The 15,951-nt window shown below is 61.9% G+C and carries 12 protein-coding genes; 6 read left to right on the top strand and 6 right to left on the bottom strand.

Annotated features, from left to right (window positions below):
• Positions 1–472: 472 nt before the first annotated feature.
• The gene (locus tag ACYCTF_RS02630) at positions 473–1,171 is read right to left on the bottom strand and encodes an EAL domain-containing protein (RefSeq protein WP_461283354.1); all 699 of its coding nucleotides are present in this window, start codon (positions 1,169–1,171) and stop codon (positions 473–475) included.
• Between the two features lie 578 nt (positions 1,172–1,749).
• Between ACYCTF_RS02630 and ACYCTF_RS02625 the strand changes: the two genes are divergently transcribed.
• Complete coding sequence (locus ACYCTF_RS02625) at positions 1,750–5,409, top strand: AAA family ATPase (RefSeq protein ID WP_461283353.1); 3,660 nt, start codon at positions 1,750–1,752, stop codon at positions 5,407–5,409.
• A gap of 261 nt (positions 5,410–5,670) precedes the next feature.
• Here the strand turns inward: ACYCTF_RS02625 and ACYCTF_RS02620 are convergent, their stop codons facing one another.
• Both ACYCTF_RS02620 and ACYCTF_RS02615 read right to left on the bottom strand, forming a co-directional pair.
• Positions 5,671–6,168, bottom strand: coding sequence for a hypothetical protein (locus tag ACYCTF_RS02620; RefSeq protein WP_461283352.1), 498 nt, complete (start codon positions 6,166–6,168; stop codon positions 5,671–5,673).
• A 127-nt stretch (positions 6,169–6,295) separates the two neighbouring features.
• Positions 6,296–7,213 carry a LysR family transcriptional regulator gene (locus ACYCTF_RS02615; RefSeq protein WP_461283351.1) on the bottom strand — a complete coding sequence of 306 codons (918 nt, stop codon included), beginning with the start codon at positions 7,211–7,213 and terminating at the stop codon, positions 6,296–6,298.
• A gap of 234 nt (positions 7,214–7,447) precedes the next feature.
• On the opposite strand from ACYCTF_RS02615, the gene ACYCTF_RS02610 reads away from it, so the two are divergent.
• From ACYCTF_RS02610 to cbbX, 3 genes are all read left to right on the top strand, one after another.
• A complete protein-coding gene (locus ACYCTF_RS02610; protein ID WP_461283350.1) occupies positions 7,448–8,920 on the top strand; it encodes a ribulose-bisphosphate carboxylase large subunit in 1,473 nt (490 codons plus the stop codon).
• Positions 8,921–8,945: 25 nt separating this feature from the next.
• A complete protein-coding gene (locus tag ACYCTF_RS02605) occupies positions 8,946–9,380 on the top strand; it encodes a ribulose bisphosphate carboxylase small subunit (RefSeq protein WP_461283349.1) in 435 nt (144 codons plus the stop codon).
• A 90-nt stretch (positions 9,381–9,470) separates the two neighbouring features.
• Positions 9,471–10,421, top strand: coding sequence for a CbbX protein (gene cbbX / locus ACYCTF_RS02600; protein WP_461283348.1), 951 nt, complete (start codon positions 9,471–9,473; stop codon positions 10,419–10,421).
• On the opposite strand, the gene ACYCTF_RS02595 is transcribed toward cbbX, so the two are convergent.
• Both ACYCTF_RS02595 and ilvB read right to left on the bottom strand, forming a co-directional pair.
• Positions 10,422–11,459 carry an adenosine deaminase gene (locus ACYCTF_RS02595; RefSeq protein ID WP_461283347.1) on the bottom strand — a complete coding sequence of 346 codons (1,038 nt, stop codon included), beginning with the start codon at positions 11,457–11,459 and terminating at the stop codon, positions 10,422–10,424.
• Positions 11,460–11,609: 150 nt separating this feature from the next.
• Positions 11,610–13,265, bottom strand: coding sequence for a biosynthetic-type acetolactate synthase large subunit (ilvB, locus tag ACYCTF_RS02590; RefSeq protein ID WP_461283346.1), 1,656 nt, complete (start codon positions 13,263–13,265; stop codon positions 11,610–11,612).
• Positions 13,266–13,653: 388 nt separating this feature from the next.
• On the opposite strand from ilvB, the gene ACYCTF_RS02585 reads away from it, so the two are divergent.
• On the top strand, positions 13,654–13,956 hold the full coding sequence (locus ACYCTF_RS02585; RefSeq protein ID WP_461283345.1) for a DUF2249 domain-containing protein: 303 nt from the start codon (positions 13,654–13,656) through the stop codon (positions 13,954–13,956).
• A 34-nt stretch (positions 13,957–13,990) separates the two neighbouring features.
• Here the strand turns inward: ACYCTF_RS02585 and ACYCTF_RS02580 are convergent, their stop codons facing one another.
• Entirely contained in the window at positions 13,991–14,815 is an 825-nt protein-coding gene (locus tag ACYCTF_RS02580) for a ferritin-like domain-containing protein (RefSeq protein ID WP_461283344.1), read from the bottom strand.
• Between the two features lie 791 nt (positions 14,816–15,606).
• Between ACYCTF_RS02580 and msrA the strand changes: the two genes are divergently transcribed.
• Positions 15,607–15,951 (top strand): peptide-methionine (S)-S-oxide reductase MsrA (gene msrA / locus ACYCTF_RS02575; RefSeq protein ID WP_461284514.1); only part of this gene is annotated, 345 nt, incomplete at its 3' end.

Below are 15,951 nucleotides of genomic sequence, written 5' to 3'. Positions count from 1 at the left end.
TCGACCACATAGATATGCGCAATCGCAGTAAGGCCAGACCTTCGCGAAACACCCAGGTGGCTTCTTAGAACCCCGAGCGTCGCGCCCTCTCTGGGGCGCCACACTCCGGCGAGCGCGAGCTTACGCAAATCCAAAGCCCACGGAACCATTTACCGGGCCACCTTACAATAATCCGCCTCCACGCGCAGCTGCGGCTATTCGGCCATGCACGACGGGAATGCGATAGGCTGTGCCATGCCCATACCGAAGAATGTTCTTGGGGGCTTGAATCTGACCCTAAGTGGCTTCCACACGGGAAATCGGCCTAACGGTGGTGGAGTAGCAAAGTAGAGGGGTAGATGGTGCGAGGCACAAAAAGCAAGCGCTGAGGCAATGGTGATTGGCCATGAGGTCGCAAACGCACCCGACACGGAGTATCAAATGGGCCCCACGGCCGCATCCCTGTCGATGCGCCTCGCGCGCGCCCTGCCCGCTATACCGAATAGAGAGTAGCGGCGTAGCACCCCTGCATGAGAAAGACCCCCTGAGCCCTGAGCCACGAGGCCTCGTAGGCTCCATCGACTCCCATCGCCGCGACATCGATATGGAGCTCGCGGGCCACGGAAAGGATCCCCTTCACGGTGGCTTGCTTGCCGCGGCTTTCGCCGATCCCGCGCACAAGAGAGGCGTCGATCTTGATAATGTCGGGATGAAAATCTGCAAGCAAGCCGAGCCCGGCATAACCGACCCCGAAATGATCCAAGGCGACATGAAATCCGGCGCCGCGATAGTCCACCAAGGCCTCGCGCGCCATAGCCGGGCCCGGGCCCCATTCCTCGCAGGGTATCTCGAAAATCCACTGCTCAGCCGAGAGGCCTGCAAGCCGCCCCGCGTCAAGAACCGCCTCCACCATCTGTGCTGCGCCATACGTCCCGACCCGCGGGAGATCGATGGCAAGCCGCGTGGCGGCCCCGAGGTATTGTGCAGCCTGGATGACGCCCTGAACCCAGCTATCGACGAGGCTCCGCGAAAGCGTGGCAGGATCCGCCACAACCCGCACCAGCGCCTCTTGCGCGTAAAGGCGCTTGCAAACAACATCCACGATAGGGTCGAGCCCCCATGAGCCGGGGGCGCGCACGGGAGACCCAAGATCGACACGCCCCTTGATCGTTTCCGCCTCGCTTTCCGTCACACCCTCTTCCGTCCTATGACGCTGACGGACTGGGGGGCTGGACTGCGCGCCTAGTACGAAAGCCTGTATTCCACTCATATCTGCCGACACGATGAATCACCTCAGGAACGAGATCCCGAACCCCTTATTTGGGACGGACGACAAGCGTCGACGTGAACCCTGGGAGGGACTTCAACAGAAGGAATCGACGCAGGCCCGCACTTTCCCGCACAAACTTGCGCCTCATTACGCCCGGTTTTCACATCCTTATGCCGGCTTATCACCCCGAATCCCGCGCATCCCTTTACAAAGCGGCTTGCGCACCGAAACCTTGGTTCATGGGACACACTATACAGCGGCTGGTATTGTCCACTATTGGCCCTGTTACACACGATATATCAAAGTGTTATCATAAGCGTATCGGAATGGGTCAGGCCGCGGTCATGGGGAGCATCAGTGGCTATCTGGCGCACTGAGCGCCCGCAGGGCCCAGGGCCACCCCGAAAAGCGGTCCCCCAGGCCCGGGGGCGAGGGCAACGCCAACATGCGGGGCGTTCCCAGGCAACCGATCGTATCGGCATCATTCATCATCGTTAGGGGTGGTCAGTATTAGGGAACGACGCAACCGCACCGGGGCCGTCGAGGTCGCCATCCTCGGTCCGCTCGCATTGCGCGTGGATGGGTATGATCGGCCCGCTCCACCGCCTGCGGCGCGCCGTCTGCTGATTTACCTAGCCTTCGAGAACGACGTGCACTCGCGCGACAGCCTTACGTCGCTGCTCTGGCCGGGCATGGCGAAAGATCGCGCGCGACCGCGCCTGAGCCAAGCGCTCCATCAGCTCAAATCTGCGCTCGGCCGTCACGGCAACCATATCCTGCGCGTAGAAGGCGACGCCGTCGGCCTCTGGTCCGAGGCCTATTCGTTCGATGCACGGACCTTTCGGGAGCTCGCAGTCTCGACCCGCGAGAATGATCATACGCAGGCCCTTACGCTCGTGCGCGGGGAACTGCGGGTGCACGCCGAACCGGACAACGCCCGCTGGCAGTCCTGGTTCGGGGCACGCGCCCGCACCCTCGAAGGCCTGGGCGCCGATCTCTTCCAAAAGACGGTGCGCGATGCCCGTAAACGTGGGGAACTGGCGCGGGCCGAAGAGACTGCCGCCCAATGGGTCGCGTTTTCCCCATTCGACGAGGCCGCGCATCTCGCCCTCATGGAGATACTCTCGGAATCGGGGCTCGAGAACGCGGCGGCGGCCCATGGAGAGATCTTCATCCGACGACTCATCGAGGAGCGCGGACAACGTCCGGGGGCGGCCCTCGTGAACCTGCGCCAAAGGCTTGCGGACAGATTAGGGCCACGCGCACACCACGAAACCGTGGACGAGGGAGGGGCGCCAGGCTTCCACAAGGGCACGGTGGCGGTACTTGCCTGCCATTTGCGCAAGACTCCCGAAAACGCGGAGACCTTGGTCGTGCGCCACCATCCCCTCTTGACCGATGTGGCGCGGATCTTTGGGGGGACTGCGGTCTTGAATCCCAACGGCTCCCTGGAGATCCGCTTTTGCGACCAGGAGGACGGCGCAAGGCGGGCGGCAGAATGCGCGATGCGTGTCCAGTCCAGACTCGGTCCGGATATCATCCGTGGCCTGGGCGTCCATTGTGGCATAGCGCTCATAATGGACGACCCGAGCCACCAGATCATGGGCGATGTCCCGTGGAATGCGCACGACCTCGCATTTCGAGGTGCGGGCCAGATCCTCGTCTCGGAGGCCATTCGCGCGGCCGCGCCGACGGCATTCCGCTATACCCCGGCCGAGCCGCAGGAGGCCACAGGCCTCGACGCCTTCCGAATCGCCGCAACCGGGAAAAGACCCGCGACAGAGGTCGTACACACCTTCGGTCGCGAGAGCGAGCAGCGCGCGCTGCGCGCGGCCTGGGCCAGGGCGCTCAGATCCGGCTGCGGCATACTCATCCACGTCTACGGCGAACCTGGTATCGGTAAGACCCACCTTTTACGCCAGTTCTGCCAGGATCTTCCTGCAGGCACCGTGATCCGCCACTACCATTGCACGCCCGAACATCAAAGGAGTGTCCTGGGGCCGATCGCCGAAGTCGTTCGGAATATCCTCAAGGGCCCGAACACGTCCACCTTCGGCTATCAAGATCTTCAGGCACGCCTTGGCGAACGAGGCATAGGGGATACATGGCTCGTGGAGGTATTGGCCGCTTGGCTCGGCATCCCCACGCCCACCCCTATGATTGAAACGCAGTCCGCGACCACAGATTACAAAGAGGTCTTGTATGAAAGCGTCCTGGATATCCTCGCAGGCGACCTCGGACGCGCGGCGCGCGTCGTCATCGTCGACGATGCCCAATGGGCGGATCCGAGCTCCCTGGAGCTGCTGTCGCTCTTCATAAAACGGATGGCAGCCCTGCCCTGCCTTTTGGTTCTTGCCTCCCGCGAACGCTCCATCATACCAAGCGCGACGGGCAGCGTACCGATCGAAATGCCGCTGAAACCCCTCTCCGAGGTCGCGGCCGCACAGCTCATCCTGGATATCGCGCCCGAGACACCGGTGGCGGTGCGACGGGAAATCGTCGAGCGAGGCGCGGGCACACCACTATTCTTGAAGACCATAGCCGATCTCGCCGATTCCGCGAACGGCGTCGAAACGTCCGTCCCGAGCAGTCTCCAAGAAATATTGCTCGGACGAATCTATGCGCTCGGCCCGGCGGCGCGCGTCGCTCAGGCGGCATCCGTACTTGGGCACTCCTTCCGCGCCGACCACCTCGTCCACATCCATGAATCCTCGCCTTTGGACCTTGCTCGATCCCTACGGGCACTAAAGGATGCCGGCATCGTGGTCTCGGGGGACGATCAGCACATGCGATTTGCGCACGCGCTCTATTTCGACGCAGCGAAAGCCACTGTGCCAGAAGAACAGGGGCGCGCGTGGCACCGCAAGGCGGCGCTCCTCTTCAGCCAAGATGCACGCTGGAGCGCTACCTATCCCGAGCGCTTGGCCGAACATTTCCATCGCGGCGGAGTGCTGGATGAGGCCCTTACCTACTGGCGTTTCGCCGCCCGGCGCGCGGCGACCCTGCTCGCGCCGCAAAGCGCCCTATTGCACCTCACCGCCGCCCTCCAAGCAATCGAAGAATCAGCCATACCTCAAGACCTCTGGCATCAGGAATTGGCGATCCGTTGTGATTTCGCGGCGACCAGTTGGGGCGTCGAGGGGTTTTCCAGCGACCGCGTGCGGGCCAACCTGACCCGTCTGCTCACCCTCTGCGAACGACACGACGTGAGTGGGCCAGCCCGTTATCTTGTCTTACGCAGCGTCTGGCTCGACGCCTTCGGGTTCGGAGATATGCGCGAGGCCGAACGCGCCGCCAACATACTCGCCGACGCCGCAGAGGAATGCGAGGACCCGGAATTCGGGATCGCCGCCGGACGTTTTGCGCAGGGCGTCTCCCTTCTATGGCAGGGGCGCATCGACGACACCACGAGAGTCCTCGAAGACGGGATCCGACACTGCCGACCTGAGTTCCACGCGCTGAGCCGCAAGCTCTTGGGCGAGGATGTTGCCGTAAGCCTGCGCGCCTATCTGGCCATAAGCCATTTCATTCAAGGTTACGCGGAACAAAGCCTCGCCAATATCGATGCCCTCGTCGCCGAGGCGGAAGCCTCCGGCGTCCATGCCACCATCGCCTATACGCTCACGATCAACGGCGCACTGGCCTTCTTCCAGCGCGATCTCGGCCGGGCTGCGCGGATCGTGGGGCGCCTCGAGCAAGTCTGCGCCGAGGCCTCGCTCACCTTATGGGCTACCGTGGCCTCCATCTACCGCGCATGGATGGAGGCCGAATCCGGTCGCTGGACACAAGACACAGCCGACCACCTCCGCACCGCTGTCGCGGGCATCGACGCCATATGGCGTAGCGGACTTTCGTTCTGCGCGACCATCCAATGCGCAGCCCTCCTCGCGGCGGGTGACCCGGCCTTCCCCGCCGCGGCGCGAGCGGCACGCGATCGCATCGAGGCCACAGGGGCGTTTTTCATGCTGCCCGACCTTTTACTACAAGACGCGCTCTGGCACCGGCGGGCGCGTGGTCCGCGGACAAGAGGAACAGCGTTGGTGCTTGCACGAGAGGCCGAGACCCTGGCCCGCAAGCAGGGCAACCAGTCGCTTGCTAACCGGGCACGCGACACCGCCGAGCAATGGCTGAACACTGGTAGGCGACGAGCGCGTCCGTAGTACAAATCCCTCTCTACGCATCACCGCGCTTGATCACGACATGGCGGTCGCGATCGCCACACTACCAGGTAATTTCCCAACAGACGCAGCCGACCGTCGCGGCGTCGCGCAAATTGGGGGCACGACTCATGCGCCCATAATTGACTCGACGCTTATCCTCATGCACACATTGTATGCTCGCTTCAAAGCGCCAATACATAGGCCACGGTCTCCGACCGTTGCGCCTCGCTCGCGGCGCCCGCCCAAACTATCGCCGTACAATCAATGATGCATCATCATAAAGCGCATGGGCGGCATGTGCTGGTACATCCCCACGATCTTGTGCCACTGATCGGGCGAAAGCGTCTTGTGCACGATACGCACCTGGGCGACCTCAAGCCCCAAAAGCCGCATGTGGTCATGCTCGAGACGCTCTACGAGTTCGTGCACCGTTCCCCGACCAGCCCCGCGCAGGAGCGCCGCATGGAGCGCCTTCTTGTCTTTCCGCACACGCTTCATAAGCGGCACGGCGATACGCATGTGACGATTGTGCCAGATTGCGAGCGTGCTTACCTGTTGATCGCTCAGATGCAGACCATAGGACCGCATCTCGGCCAAGGGCAAGAGCATCGGAATCATGGGATGGTGAAAGAAGCGATGAGGCATTGCTACATGGCAGCCCGGTGGCGGCGAGCCCATCGGTTTCATTGGCGGCATGGCACACGCCACCTGCGTGGAAAACACACCGAGCAGAACGACCCAGAACCACGATTTCAGCATGGAAACCTCCTTTATCGAGACGAACAAAAACCCAAAACACCTATTGCCATTATGCCTGCCCGCAGACCCACACGGGATAGGCACGATTCAGGCCCCGTAACGATGTTCGCGCTTGTACTATCACGTCTCAGTTACGCGCACAAAGACCATCGGGCTTAGCAGTATATTCCTGCAAGCAATCGCGGAACGCCCGCGCCACAACGGATAGCGCCTTGCCTTTACGGTGCACAATGTACCACGACCGCGCGATCGGCAAGCCCTCCACATCGAGTATGCCGAGGTGCCCCGAGGCGAGCTCCATGGATATCGTGTGGCGCGACAGGATCGAAACACCGAAATGCACCAAGATCGCCTGCTTGATCGCCTCATTGCTCTCGAGTTCCATGCGTGCGCGTGCCTTGAGGCCGTGCTCGGCAAAAAGGCGTTCCATTGCCGCGCGCGTGCCGGAACCAGGCTCCCGCAGAAGAAAGGGTTCCTCGGCCAAACGGCGCAATGGTATCCGCGCCCGGCCCATGAGCGGGTGATCCTTCGAGGCCACGGCCACGAGCGGATTGTCGAGAAAGGCCTCGGCTTCGACCTCGATCTCCTCCGGAGGCTGGCCCAGGATATAGAAATCGTCTTCATTCGCCGCAAGTCGCTCAATGATGTGCGCTCGATTGCAGACCTTGAGGGATGCCTCGACGGCGGGGTGGCGTTCACAGAAGCGGCCGAGGAGGCCTGGCGCGAAGTATTTGGCGGTGGTCACGACAGCGAGACTCAGGGAGCCGCTCTTTAATCCTTCGAGACTCGCGAGCGTCATATCGAAACGGGCCAGATCGCCGAATATCTCGCGCGCCGTCTTATGCAATTCGCGGCCGATATCGGTTGGAAAGACCCGCTTTCCAATATGCTCGAACAGCGGGTGCCCCACCGCGTCCGCAAGCTTCTTCATTTGCATGGAGACCGTCGGCTGGGTCAAAAACAGGTGGTCGGCGGCTTTACGAAAACTGCCGAACCGCATAATGGCGTCAAAGACTTCCAACTGCCGAATTGTGCCATGGCGCATGACGGCTCCTTCAGGCCCTGGAGGCCACACGGAACACGCTACATTCCCCGCATCCTTGGGAAACAGCTATCAGAGATAGCCTATCATCTATCCTTTCGATAGAAAACATCGACTATCGTCAATACACCGCCGGGAGCAGGATACGCACTCGAAGGCCCCTCAGTCGAGGGCCCCGAAGGACCGGAGCATTCCCTTCTCGACATCGGATGATCCACGATCATCCCGGGAGACGATATGGCCACACAAACGATGAAAGGCAAAGAGCGTTATAAATCCGGCGTAATTCCCTACAAACAGATGGGCTACTGGGAACCGGACTACAAACCCAAGGACACGGATGTCATCGCCCTCTTTCGCATTACGCCGCAGCCGGGCGTCGATGCCGATGAGGCCGCTGCCGCCGTCGCGGGAGAATCGTCTACGGCGACCTGGACCGTGGTATGGACCGATCGGTTGACCGCCTGCGAACTCTACCGTGCCAAGGCCTTTCATATCGACCCGGTTCCAAACACGGGTGAAGGCACCAAGGTTGAGGCACAATACTTCGCTTACATCGCCTACGACATTGATCTGTTCGAACCCGGCTCGATCGCCAATCTCACGGCCTCCATCATCGGCAACGTGTTCGGGTTCAAGGCAGTGAAGGCCTTGCGCCTCGAAGACATGCGCATCCCAGTCGCCTATCTGAAGACCTTCCAGGGACCGGCCACAGGCATCGTCGTCGAGCGCGAGCGCCTGGACAAATTCGGCCGCCCGCTCCTGGGTGCAACTACAAAGCCGAAACTCGGGCTTTCGGGGCGCAACTATGGGCGCGTGGTTTATGAGGCATTAAAGGGCGGCCTCGACTTTGTGAAGGACGACGAGAACATCAACTCGCAGCCTTTCATGCATTGGCGTGACCGCTTCCTCTATTGCATGGAGGCCGTGAACCGCGCCTCGGCGGCTAGCGGCGAAGTGAAGGGCCACTACCTGAATGTCACGGCGGGCACGATGGAGGATATGTACGAGCGCGCCGAGTTCGCAAAATCGTTAGGCTCGATTGTCGTCATGATCGACCTCGTGATCGGCTACACCGCCATCCAGTCCATGGCCAAATGGGCGCGCAAGAACGACATGATCCTGCACTTGCATCGCGCCGGGAACTCGACTTACTCGCGCCAGAAGAACCACGGCATGAACTTTCGCGTCATCTGCAAGTGGATGCGCATGGCGGGCGTCGATCACATTCATGCGGGCACAGTCGTGGGCAAGCTCGAGGGTGACCCACTCATGATCAAAGGCTTTTATGACACGCTGCGCGACTCCCATACGCCCAAGAGTCTCGAGCATGGCCTCTTCTTTGAGCAGGACTGGGCGTCCCTGAACCGCGTCATGCCGGTGGCCTCGGGCGGCATACACGCAGGCCAGATGCACCAGCTGATTCACTATCTCGGAGAAGACGTGATACTGCAGTTTGGAGGCGGAACCATAGGCCATCCGATGGGCATACAGGCGGGCGCGACGGCCAATCGGGTCGCCCTCGAGGCCATGATCATGGCGCGCAATGAAGGGCGCGACTACATGAAGGAGGGGCCGCAGATTCTTGAGGCGGCGGCTAAGGGCTGCTCGCCTTTGAGGGCCGCGCTCGACACCTGGAAGGACATCACCTTCAACTACGACTCGACCGACACGGCGGACTTTGTGCCGACCGCGACCACGAGCGTCTGACCGTAACCATAAGGAGACCGCACCTATGATGACCAATCCAGGAAACCGGCTCACGCAGGGGCAATTCTCATTCCTTCCGGACCTGACGGACGCCCAGATCACGGCTCAGATCAAATATGCTCTGAAGCACGGCTGGGCTATCGGTGTCGAATACACGGACGATCCGCACCCCCGCAACGTCTACTGGGAAATGTTCGGCATGCCCATGTTCGACCTAAAGGATCCGGCAGGCATCCTGATGGAGATCAACAACTGCCGCAAGACCTTCCCCAACCACTATGTGCGTGTCACGGCATTCGACTCGACGCAAGGGTGGGAGACGCCGCGTATGTCCTACATCGTCAATCGGCCAAAAACGGAGCCAGGCTTCGGGCTTGTGCGCCAGGAGGGCGACGGCCGCCGGATCCACTATACGGTCCATAGCTACGCTACGGATAAACCGGAGACCGAGCGGTACTGACCTGGGCCGGAGATACAGGCGATGGCCACGCCGGGACGGCTGGCCGTCGCCTACGCTCTATAGGGAGTAATCGCCGCCCAAGGAGGCACGATGAGCGTTCGCGATGGATCGGAAAACTCGGGGGCCGCGGGCCTAGGGGACGACGTCGCAGTCGACCTCGAGGCGGAGTTCCAGGATTCCCACGTCCAAGAGGTCCTCGACAAGCTCGATCGCGAGCTGATCGGCCTTTTGCCCGTGAAGACGCGCATTCGCGAAATCGCAGCCCTCCTGCTCGTCGACCGGCTGCGCAAACGCTTTGCGCTGACTGCGGGCACCCCGACCCTGCACATGTCCTTTACCGGCAACCCCGGAACCGGTAAGACAACGGTGGCCCTGCGGATGGCCGAGATCCTGCATCGCTTAGGCTATGTCCGCGAAGGCCACCTGATCGCGGTCACGCGCGACGACCTGGTAGGGCAATATATAGGGCACACCGCCCCCAAGACCCGCGAGGTCATCAAAAAGGCCATGGGCGGGGTGCTGTTCATTGACGAAGCCTATTATCTCTACAAGCCCGAGAATGAACGTGACTACGGACAGGAGTCCATCGAGATCCTGCTGCAGGTCATGGAAAACAATCGCGACGATCTCGTGGTGATACTGGCCGGCTACAGGGACAAGATGGAGCGATTTTTCCTGAGCAACCCCGGCATGCGGTCACGCGTCGCCCACCATGTGGACTTTCCGGACTACTCGCCCGCGGAACTCATGGCGATCGGCAAACTCATGCTGGCGGAACAGAGCTACCGATTCAGCCCCGAGGCCGAAAAGGCGTTTGCCGAATACATCCCGCTGCGCATGAAGCTTGGACAATTCGCCAATGCCCGCTCGATCCGCAACGCCCTCGACCGCGCGCGACTACGACAAGCCAACAGGCTCTTCGCCATAAAGCCTAAGCGCCTCACCAAGCGCGATCTCATGACCTTGGAGGCCACGGACATCACCGTAAGCCGCGTGTTCCAGGAAGGCCTTGCCGACGCTGACGAAATCCCCAGACGCTAATCAGGGCTTGATACCCACACTCGCCGCCAAGCGCTCGATATCCGCGAGCCAGCGGGCCTTGTCAGCGGGCGCGGCGAAGCTTGCCTCGATGCTGTTGCGCCCGATCGCAGCCCATGTTGCACCGTCGAAGCCAAAGGCAGCATCCACGGCGCGAATGTTGTCGTTCATGTAGCCGCCAAAATAGGCTGGATCGTCACTATTGATGGTCACCCGGACGCCGGCGGCCATCAGGGCTGGCAAGACGTGATCCTTCATGGTGGGAAAGACGCACAGTCGTACGTTCGACAAGGGGCATACGGTGAGCGCAATGCCCTCCGCGGCCAGGCGCCGAACGACCGCCGGATCCTCGAGGGCGCGCACGCCATGATCAATGCGCACCGCCTCCAGGAGATCAAGCGCCTCCGTGATATACGAAGCTGGCCCCTCCTCTCCGGCATGGGCCACAACGGGCTTCCCGAGCGCACGTACGCGCGCGAACACACGCGCGAACTTCGAGGGCGGGTGACCGCGCTCAGAGGAGTCGAGCCCGAACCCGTCGATGTCATCCAAAAACTGCTGAGCCTGAGCGAGCGTCGCAAACGCCTCATCCTCGCTCAAGTGGCGCAGGAAGCAGAGGATCAAGCGGCTACCGATACCGAAGCGCCGTACACCCTCGACGCGTCCGGCGTTCAATCCCTCCATGACGACATCGAAAGGAATGCCGCGCGCGGTATGGGTCTGGGGATCAAAGAATATCTCGGCGTGAACGACCCCGTCGCGGTGCGCCCGCTCGAGATAGGCAAGCATGAGATCGGCGAAGTCCCGGCTCGTGCGCAGCACATCGGCACACGCGTAATAGAGATCGAGAAACGACTGGAGATCTGTGAACGCCTTGGCGGCATGCAGGGCCTCCTCACTCGGATAGGGCAAGACAAGCCCGTTGCGGCGCGCGGCCGCGAAGGCGAGATCAGGCTCGAGCGTCCCTTCAATGTGGACATGCAATTCGGCCTTGGGCATCCGACACGCGAATTCGACGGCGGACAAGACGGGGGTGGCCATGATTCCTCCGGATAGTTTCCAAAACGCACATTATAGAGCGGCGCGGGACCATCCACTCCCTTCCCACGGATGATGGGGTGTCACGCGCGATCCGCTTAAAGGGGCGGCCTCTCAGGCCCGCGCGCTCAAGAGTAACAGTTTTTTCCCAGGCTATCCCCCGATCGCTTCCCAATGGGCGGCACCCGGGGGCACAATCGGTAAGGCCTGCTCGCGGGCGTCTATGGGGACCCGCACGAGGCAGGGCCCTGGCGTCGTCAAGATCTCTTGCCAGAACCCCGACCCTTCGCGATCGCGCCCGAGATCGAAGGCTGGTAGGCCGAAACCCCGGGCAATCATGACGTAATCGGCCGCCTGCTCGAAACGGGAACAGAACCCGGGTGATTGATAGAACAGGGCCTGCTGCTGGGCCACGAGTCCGAGCGACTGATTGTCGAGAACAATGATCTTCACGCTCGCATCCAACTCGGCGACCGTGGCCAACTCCTGGATATTCATCAAAAGCCCGCCATCCCCCGTAAAACATATCACGGGCACCTGGGGCCGCGCCTGCGATGCACCGATCGCCGCCGGCAGCCCGAAGCCCATGGTACCGAGCCCTCCGGAGGTCAACCAGCGCCGCGCCCCCGGCAACGGGTAATGCTGCGCCACCCACATCTGGTGCTGACCGACGTCGCTCACGATGAGCGCATCGGCGGGCGCTGCGGAGGCGATGCGCGCCAGGAGCTTGCGGGGTTCCGCTGTGTCGTCGCTCTCCGGGTGGCTTGCCCGTAGGGCCGCGATCTGCGCGCGCCAGACCGGACGTTGGCGTGGCGTGAGCATCGGCACAAGCGCCGTCAAGACATCGCCCAGATCACCTTTAAGCGCGATGTCGGGCGCGCGCAGTTTGCCCAACTCACGAGCATCGACATCCACGTGAATCACTTTGGCGTGAGGGCAAAAGGCGTCGAGCCTCCCGGTCGCGCGATCATCGAACCGCGCACCCAACGCGATCAGGAGGTCGGTCTCGCGCAGCGCGGCGTGGCAGGCATGCGAACCATGCATACCCAACATCCCCAAGGACAAAGGATGGCCTTTGGGGAGTGTGCCGAGCGCCATCAAGGTCATGACCGAGGGCGCGTCCTGGCTTTCGGCCAGGGCGCGGGCCTGCGCCGCGGCCTCGGCATGGATAAGCCCGCCACCGAGATAGAGGACCGGGCGCTTTGCGCCAGAGATGGCATCCGCCGCCTGCCTCAAAGCCGCGTCCGCCGGCGCGGCGCGCGCCGCCACGCGCAGAGGCTGGGGGCGTTCGCGCCCGCAGGACACGATCTCCGTCTGCACATCCTTTGGGATGTCGATCCACACAGGCCCTGGGCGGCCTGACAAAGCCATGTGAAACGCGGTCGTGACGATGTCAGCGAGGTCGTCCGCGCTTTCCACCATGGCGCTGAACTTGGTGACAACCCGCGCAAGCGCGCAGGTGTCGACCTCTTGGAAGGCATCAGTGCCGAGCAGAGCGCGGGGGACCTGCCCCGTGATTGCCACCAGCGGAATGGAATCCCGCATGGCATCAGCGACTGCGGTGAGAAGATTTGTCGCACCCGGGCCCGATGAGGCAAGACACACGCCGACGCGACCGGTCGCGCGCGCATAGCCCTGGGCCAGGAAACCTGCCGCCTGCTCGTGGCGGACCAACACATGGCGGATACGCGTCGAGCGGGCCAGAGCATCGTAGAGAGGAAGGACGGTCCCGCCCGGGATGCCGGCCACGAGACGCACGCCGTGAGACTCGAGCAAGGTCACGAGCAGTTCGGCACCAGTGGTAGACATATTTCGACTCCTTAAGATGAAGCCGGAGTCCGCCGAACGGGTAAAGAGAGATATCCGCCGGCGGATGAGCCGGCGGATTGAGAAGACGTTTTACAAAAGGTCGATCTGGCCACCGGCGTTCGCTACGCGTACGACCAGTACCACCCCGATCAAACGGCGGGCGGGCACGAGACGAAGGCTAGGCGACCGGCAGGTCATGACTCTTCCTTTCTGTATTTAACGGTATTCTGCACCCGCGCAAGCCCCGGCACAAGCGGCCGTGGCCGGCCTACGCCAAAGCGTTCGGACAAGACAACCGCCCTTGACCGCGGTCAAGGATCCCCTGACTCCCGCGGTCGAGTATTAGGCTACGGACCGCACGCGCCCCAAGGGGGCACCGGTTTTCATCATGACCGACTGGAGACCCGCGCTTATGACTATCGCCCACAACCACGTCCGCGATGATCGAACCTACCCCTTCGATGCCCGCGGGATCGCGAAACGCTTCCGCCACGCCGCTATTTTTGGCGCCCTGGACGCGTTGAATCCCGGTGAGGCCATGGCGTTTCGCAACGATCACGATCCCGTTCCGCTCCTGCAACAGATGGAACAGCGTTACGGCCACACCCTTACCATCGAGTATGTCGAACGCAACGCCGCGGGCGTTCTTATGCGCTTCACCCGACTTCACGGCGCTGAGGCGGCACGCTGATCACGTCACTTTTTGGCAAGTGCAGGGACCCTGCCTAAACGATGCGCCGTACGCCTCCCACGATCAAGGGAATCGCAAACCTCTGCAAAGGCCCCGGCAGGTCGAGCGGCTTCAGTAGCATCTTGACCGCCGACTGAAAGGGGTAATAGACCCGCATCCAGGCGCGTATGCGATCGCGGAAGGCGCGAAAATCTTCACGTGTGAACGCGGCCCCTGGCTTGTGCACGACACTCACGTTCTTCACGGCCAGAAAGGCGTCCTCGCTGTCGACCTCGACGACCCGCCGCCAAATCTCGCGCGTGACCCGCCACCGGGAATGAGGATCGCGCCTTTGATAGTCCCGGTAGAAGCGATAAAAACCCTTGTAATGGCCGATCTCGTCGTCGCGGATGTGGCCTGCCACGGTCGCGAGCACGGGCTCCGGGCTCGCGTCCCGCAGCATGGCATAAAAACTCGCGGTCCCGGTTTCCACCACGCAACGGGCCGCCATCTCTAAGGTGCGCGTCGGCCCAAGGAGCGCGGTCTGGCAATATGGCGTGTAATCCGCCTGAAAACCGTCGAATCCCCGTTGCCAGTCGAAGTCCGGCCACACGGTCTGCACATAACGCTTCAAGGCCTCGCCATGCTGTATCTCCTCGGGCCCCCATTTATGCGCAAGCCACGCACAGGCATCTTCGTCCCCGGCATAATAATCCCCGAGGTTCCGTGCATAGAGATCCGAAAGAATCTCGACGAAGGACGAGGCTGTCACGAGATAAAACCAATCGAGTTGATCTACGATCGCGGCCCGGTCGACTTGGTCGTAGGCGACATCGTCCACTGACCATCGGGGCCCACTGGACCCTGGAATAGCCTGCATACTCAAAGAACTCCACTAAAGCCTGCGCCACCCCGGTCACGGAGGGGGCAGCAAAATGACACCCGCGGGCTCCCGGTCCCAGTGACCGATAAGCCTCGCGGTTCGAGGGCGTTAATACGACACTCCCACCATCTGCAAAGGGATGGGTCTCTCGCCACATATCACCAGTCGTGGGCCGTTCCCGGAGCACGCCCGCGCCGTTACCAATGTGGCGTTTGGCACTTGCGACGGAGCGAGACGAGCATGCCCGTGCCCAGGGCTACTCCTACGCCGCAGACGGCCCGGACGTAGATAGGCGCCATAGGCCATTCCGATGTTTGTCAACACAGGTGTCGTATGGAACACCTTCACCCCCGGCGGCTCCATGAGACTCGTTCTTGCCAGGCCCACGGCGGTTTTTCCGCCCGACCGCAAGTTGTCTATCCCAATACGCGGTCCAGACATACGCGGGCTCCACTTGCCCCTCTCGGATCATGGCTTGCAAAGGCCCGAAAATCCCTTCCAGAAGCAGGATGTAGACTCGTTCCATGTCTGTTATTCTAGCCCTGCGCGCAATACCTTGCAAAGCGGGAGACCCTCGTGGACGCGCAATCCGAAGGCGTGGCGCTACACACGAATGCCGATGCGAGCCGACTCAGACGCAGGCGTACTCGGGGGGCTGGGGCCGGACGTGTGTCCGCAGGGCCGATCCGCCGATGGACACTGAAGCGCCAGGGCCAAGGGACACCATCATCCGCGACCTCCGGACGGGCAGGATATTCCCGGGGCACTCTATCAAGGAGAAAAGGGACATGACCGAACCTCACAAGGCCACCCCCGACAACGCCCTTGAGGCTCCAGCGCAGATTGAGACTGCCATCCTGGCCGGCGGCTGTTTTTGGTGCGTGGAGGCCGTCTTTCGGGAACTGGATGGCGTCGTGAAAGTCGAATCAGGGTACTGTGGCGGAACGCGCGAGACCGCGGACTATCAGCAGGTCTGCACGGGACGCACCGATCACGCGGAGGCCGTGCGTATCTCCTATGACGCGCGACGCATAAGCTACGAAGATCTACTCAAGGTGTTCTTCTCGGTGGCGCACGATCCGACCCAAAAGGATAGACAAGGCAATGATCGCGGGCGGCAATATCGCTCCGCC

Source organism: Acidiferrobacter sp. (assembly GCF_054609335.1).
Note: the sequence above shows the minus strand (reverse complement) of the source record. Positions and strands in the feature narration are given on the sequence as shown.

What these genes read in the sequence shown, in the direction of transcription:
- ACYCTF_RS02620 (WP_461283352.1), bottom strand. Translation starts at nt 6,168, where the DNA reads ATGCTGAAATCGTGGTTCTGGGTCGTTCTGCTCGGTGTGTTTTCCACG.
- ACYCTF_RS02615 (WP_461283351.1), bottom strand. Translation starts at nt 7,213, where the DNA reads ATGCGCCATGGCACAATTCGGCAGTTGGAAGTCTTTGACGCCATTATG.
- ACYCTF_RS02610 (WP_461283350.1), top strand. Translation starts at nt 7,448, where the DNA reads ATGGCCACACAAACGATGAAAGGCAAAGAGCGTTATAAATCCGGCGTA.
- ACYCTF_RS02605 (WP_461283349.1), top strand. Translation starts at nt 8,946, where the DNA reads ATGATGACCAATCCAGGAAACCGGCTCACGCAGGGGCAATTCTCATTC.
- cbbX (WP_461283348.1), top strand. Translation starts at nt 9,471, where the DNA reads ATGAGCGTTCGCGATGGATCGGAAAACTCGGGGGCCGCGGGCCTAGGG.
- ACYCTF_RS02595 (WP_461283347.1), bottom strand. Translation starts at nt 11,459, where the DNA reads ATGGCCACCCCCGTCTTGTCCGCCGTCGAATTCGCGTGTCGGATGCCC.
- ilvB (WP_461283346.1), bottom strand. Translation starts at nt 13,265, where the DNA reads ATGTCTACCACTGGTGCCGAACTGCTCGTGACCTTGCTCGAGTCTCAC.
- ACYCTF_RS02585 (WP_461283345.1), top strand. Translation starts at nt 13,654, where the DNA reads ATGACCGACTGGAGACCCGCGCTTATGACTATCGCCCACAACCACGTC.
- ACYCTF_RS02580 (WP_461283344.1), bottom strand. Translation starts at nt 14,815, where the DNA reads ATGCAGGCTATTCCAGGGTCCAGTGGGCCCCGATGGTCAGTGGACGAT.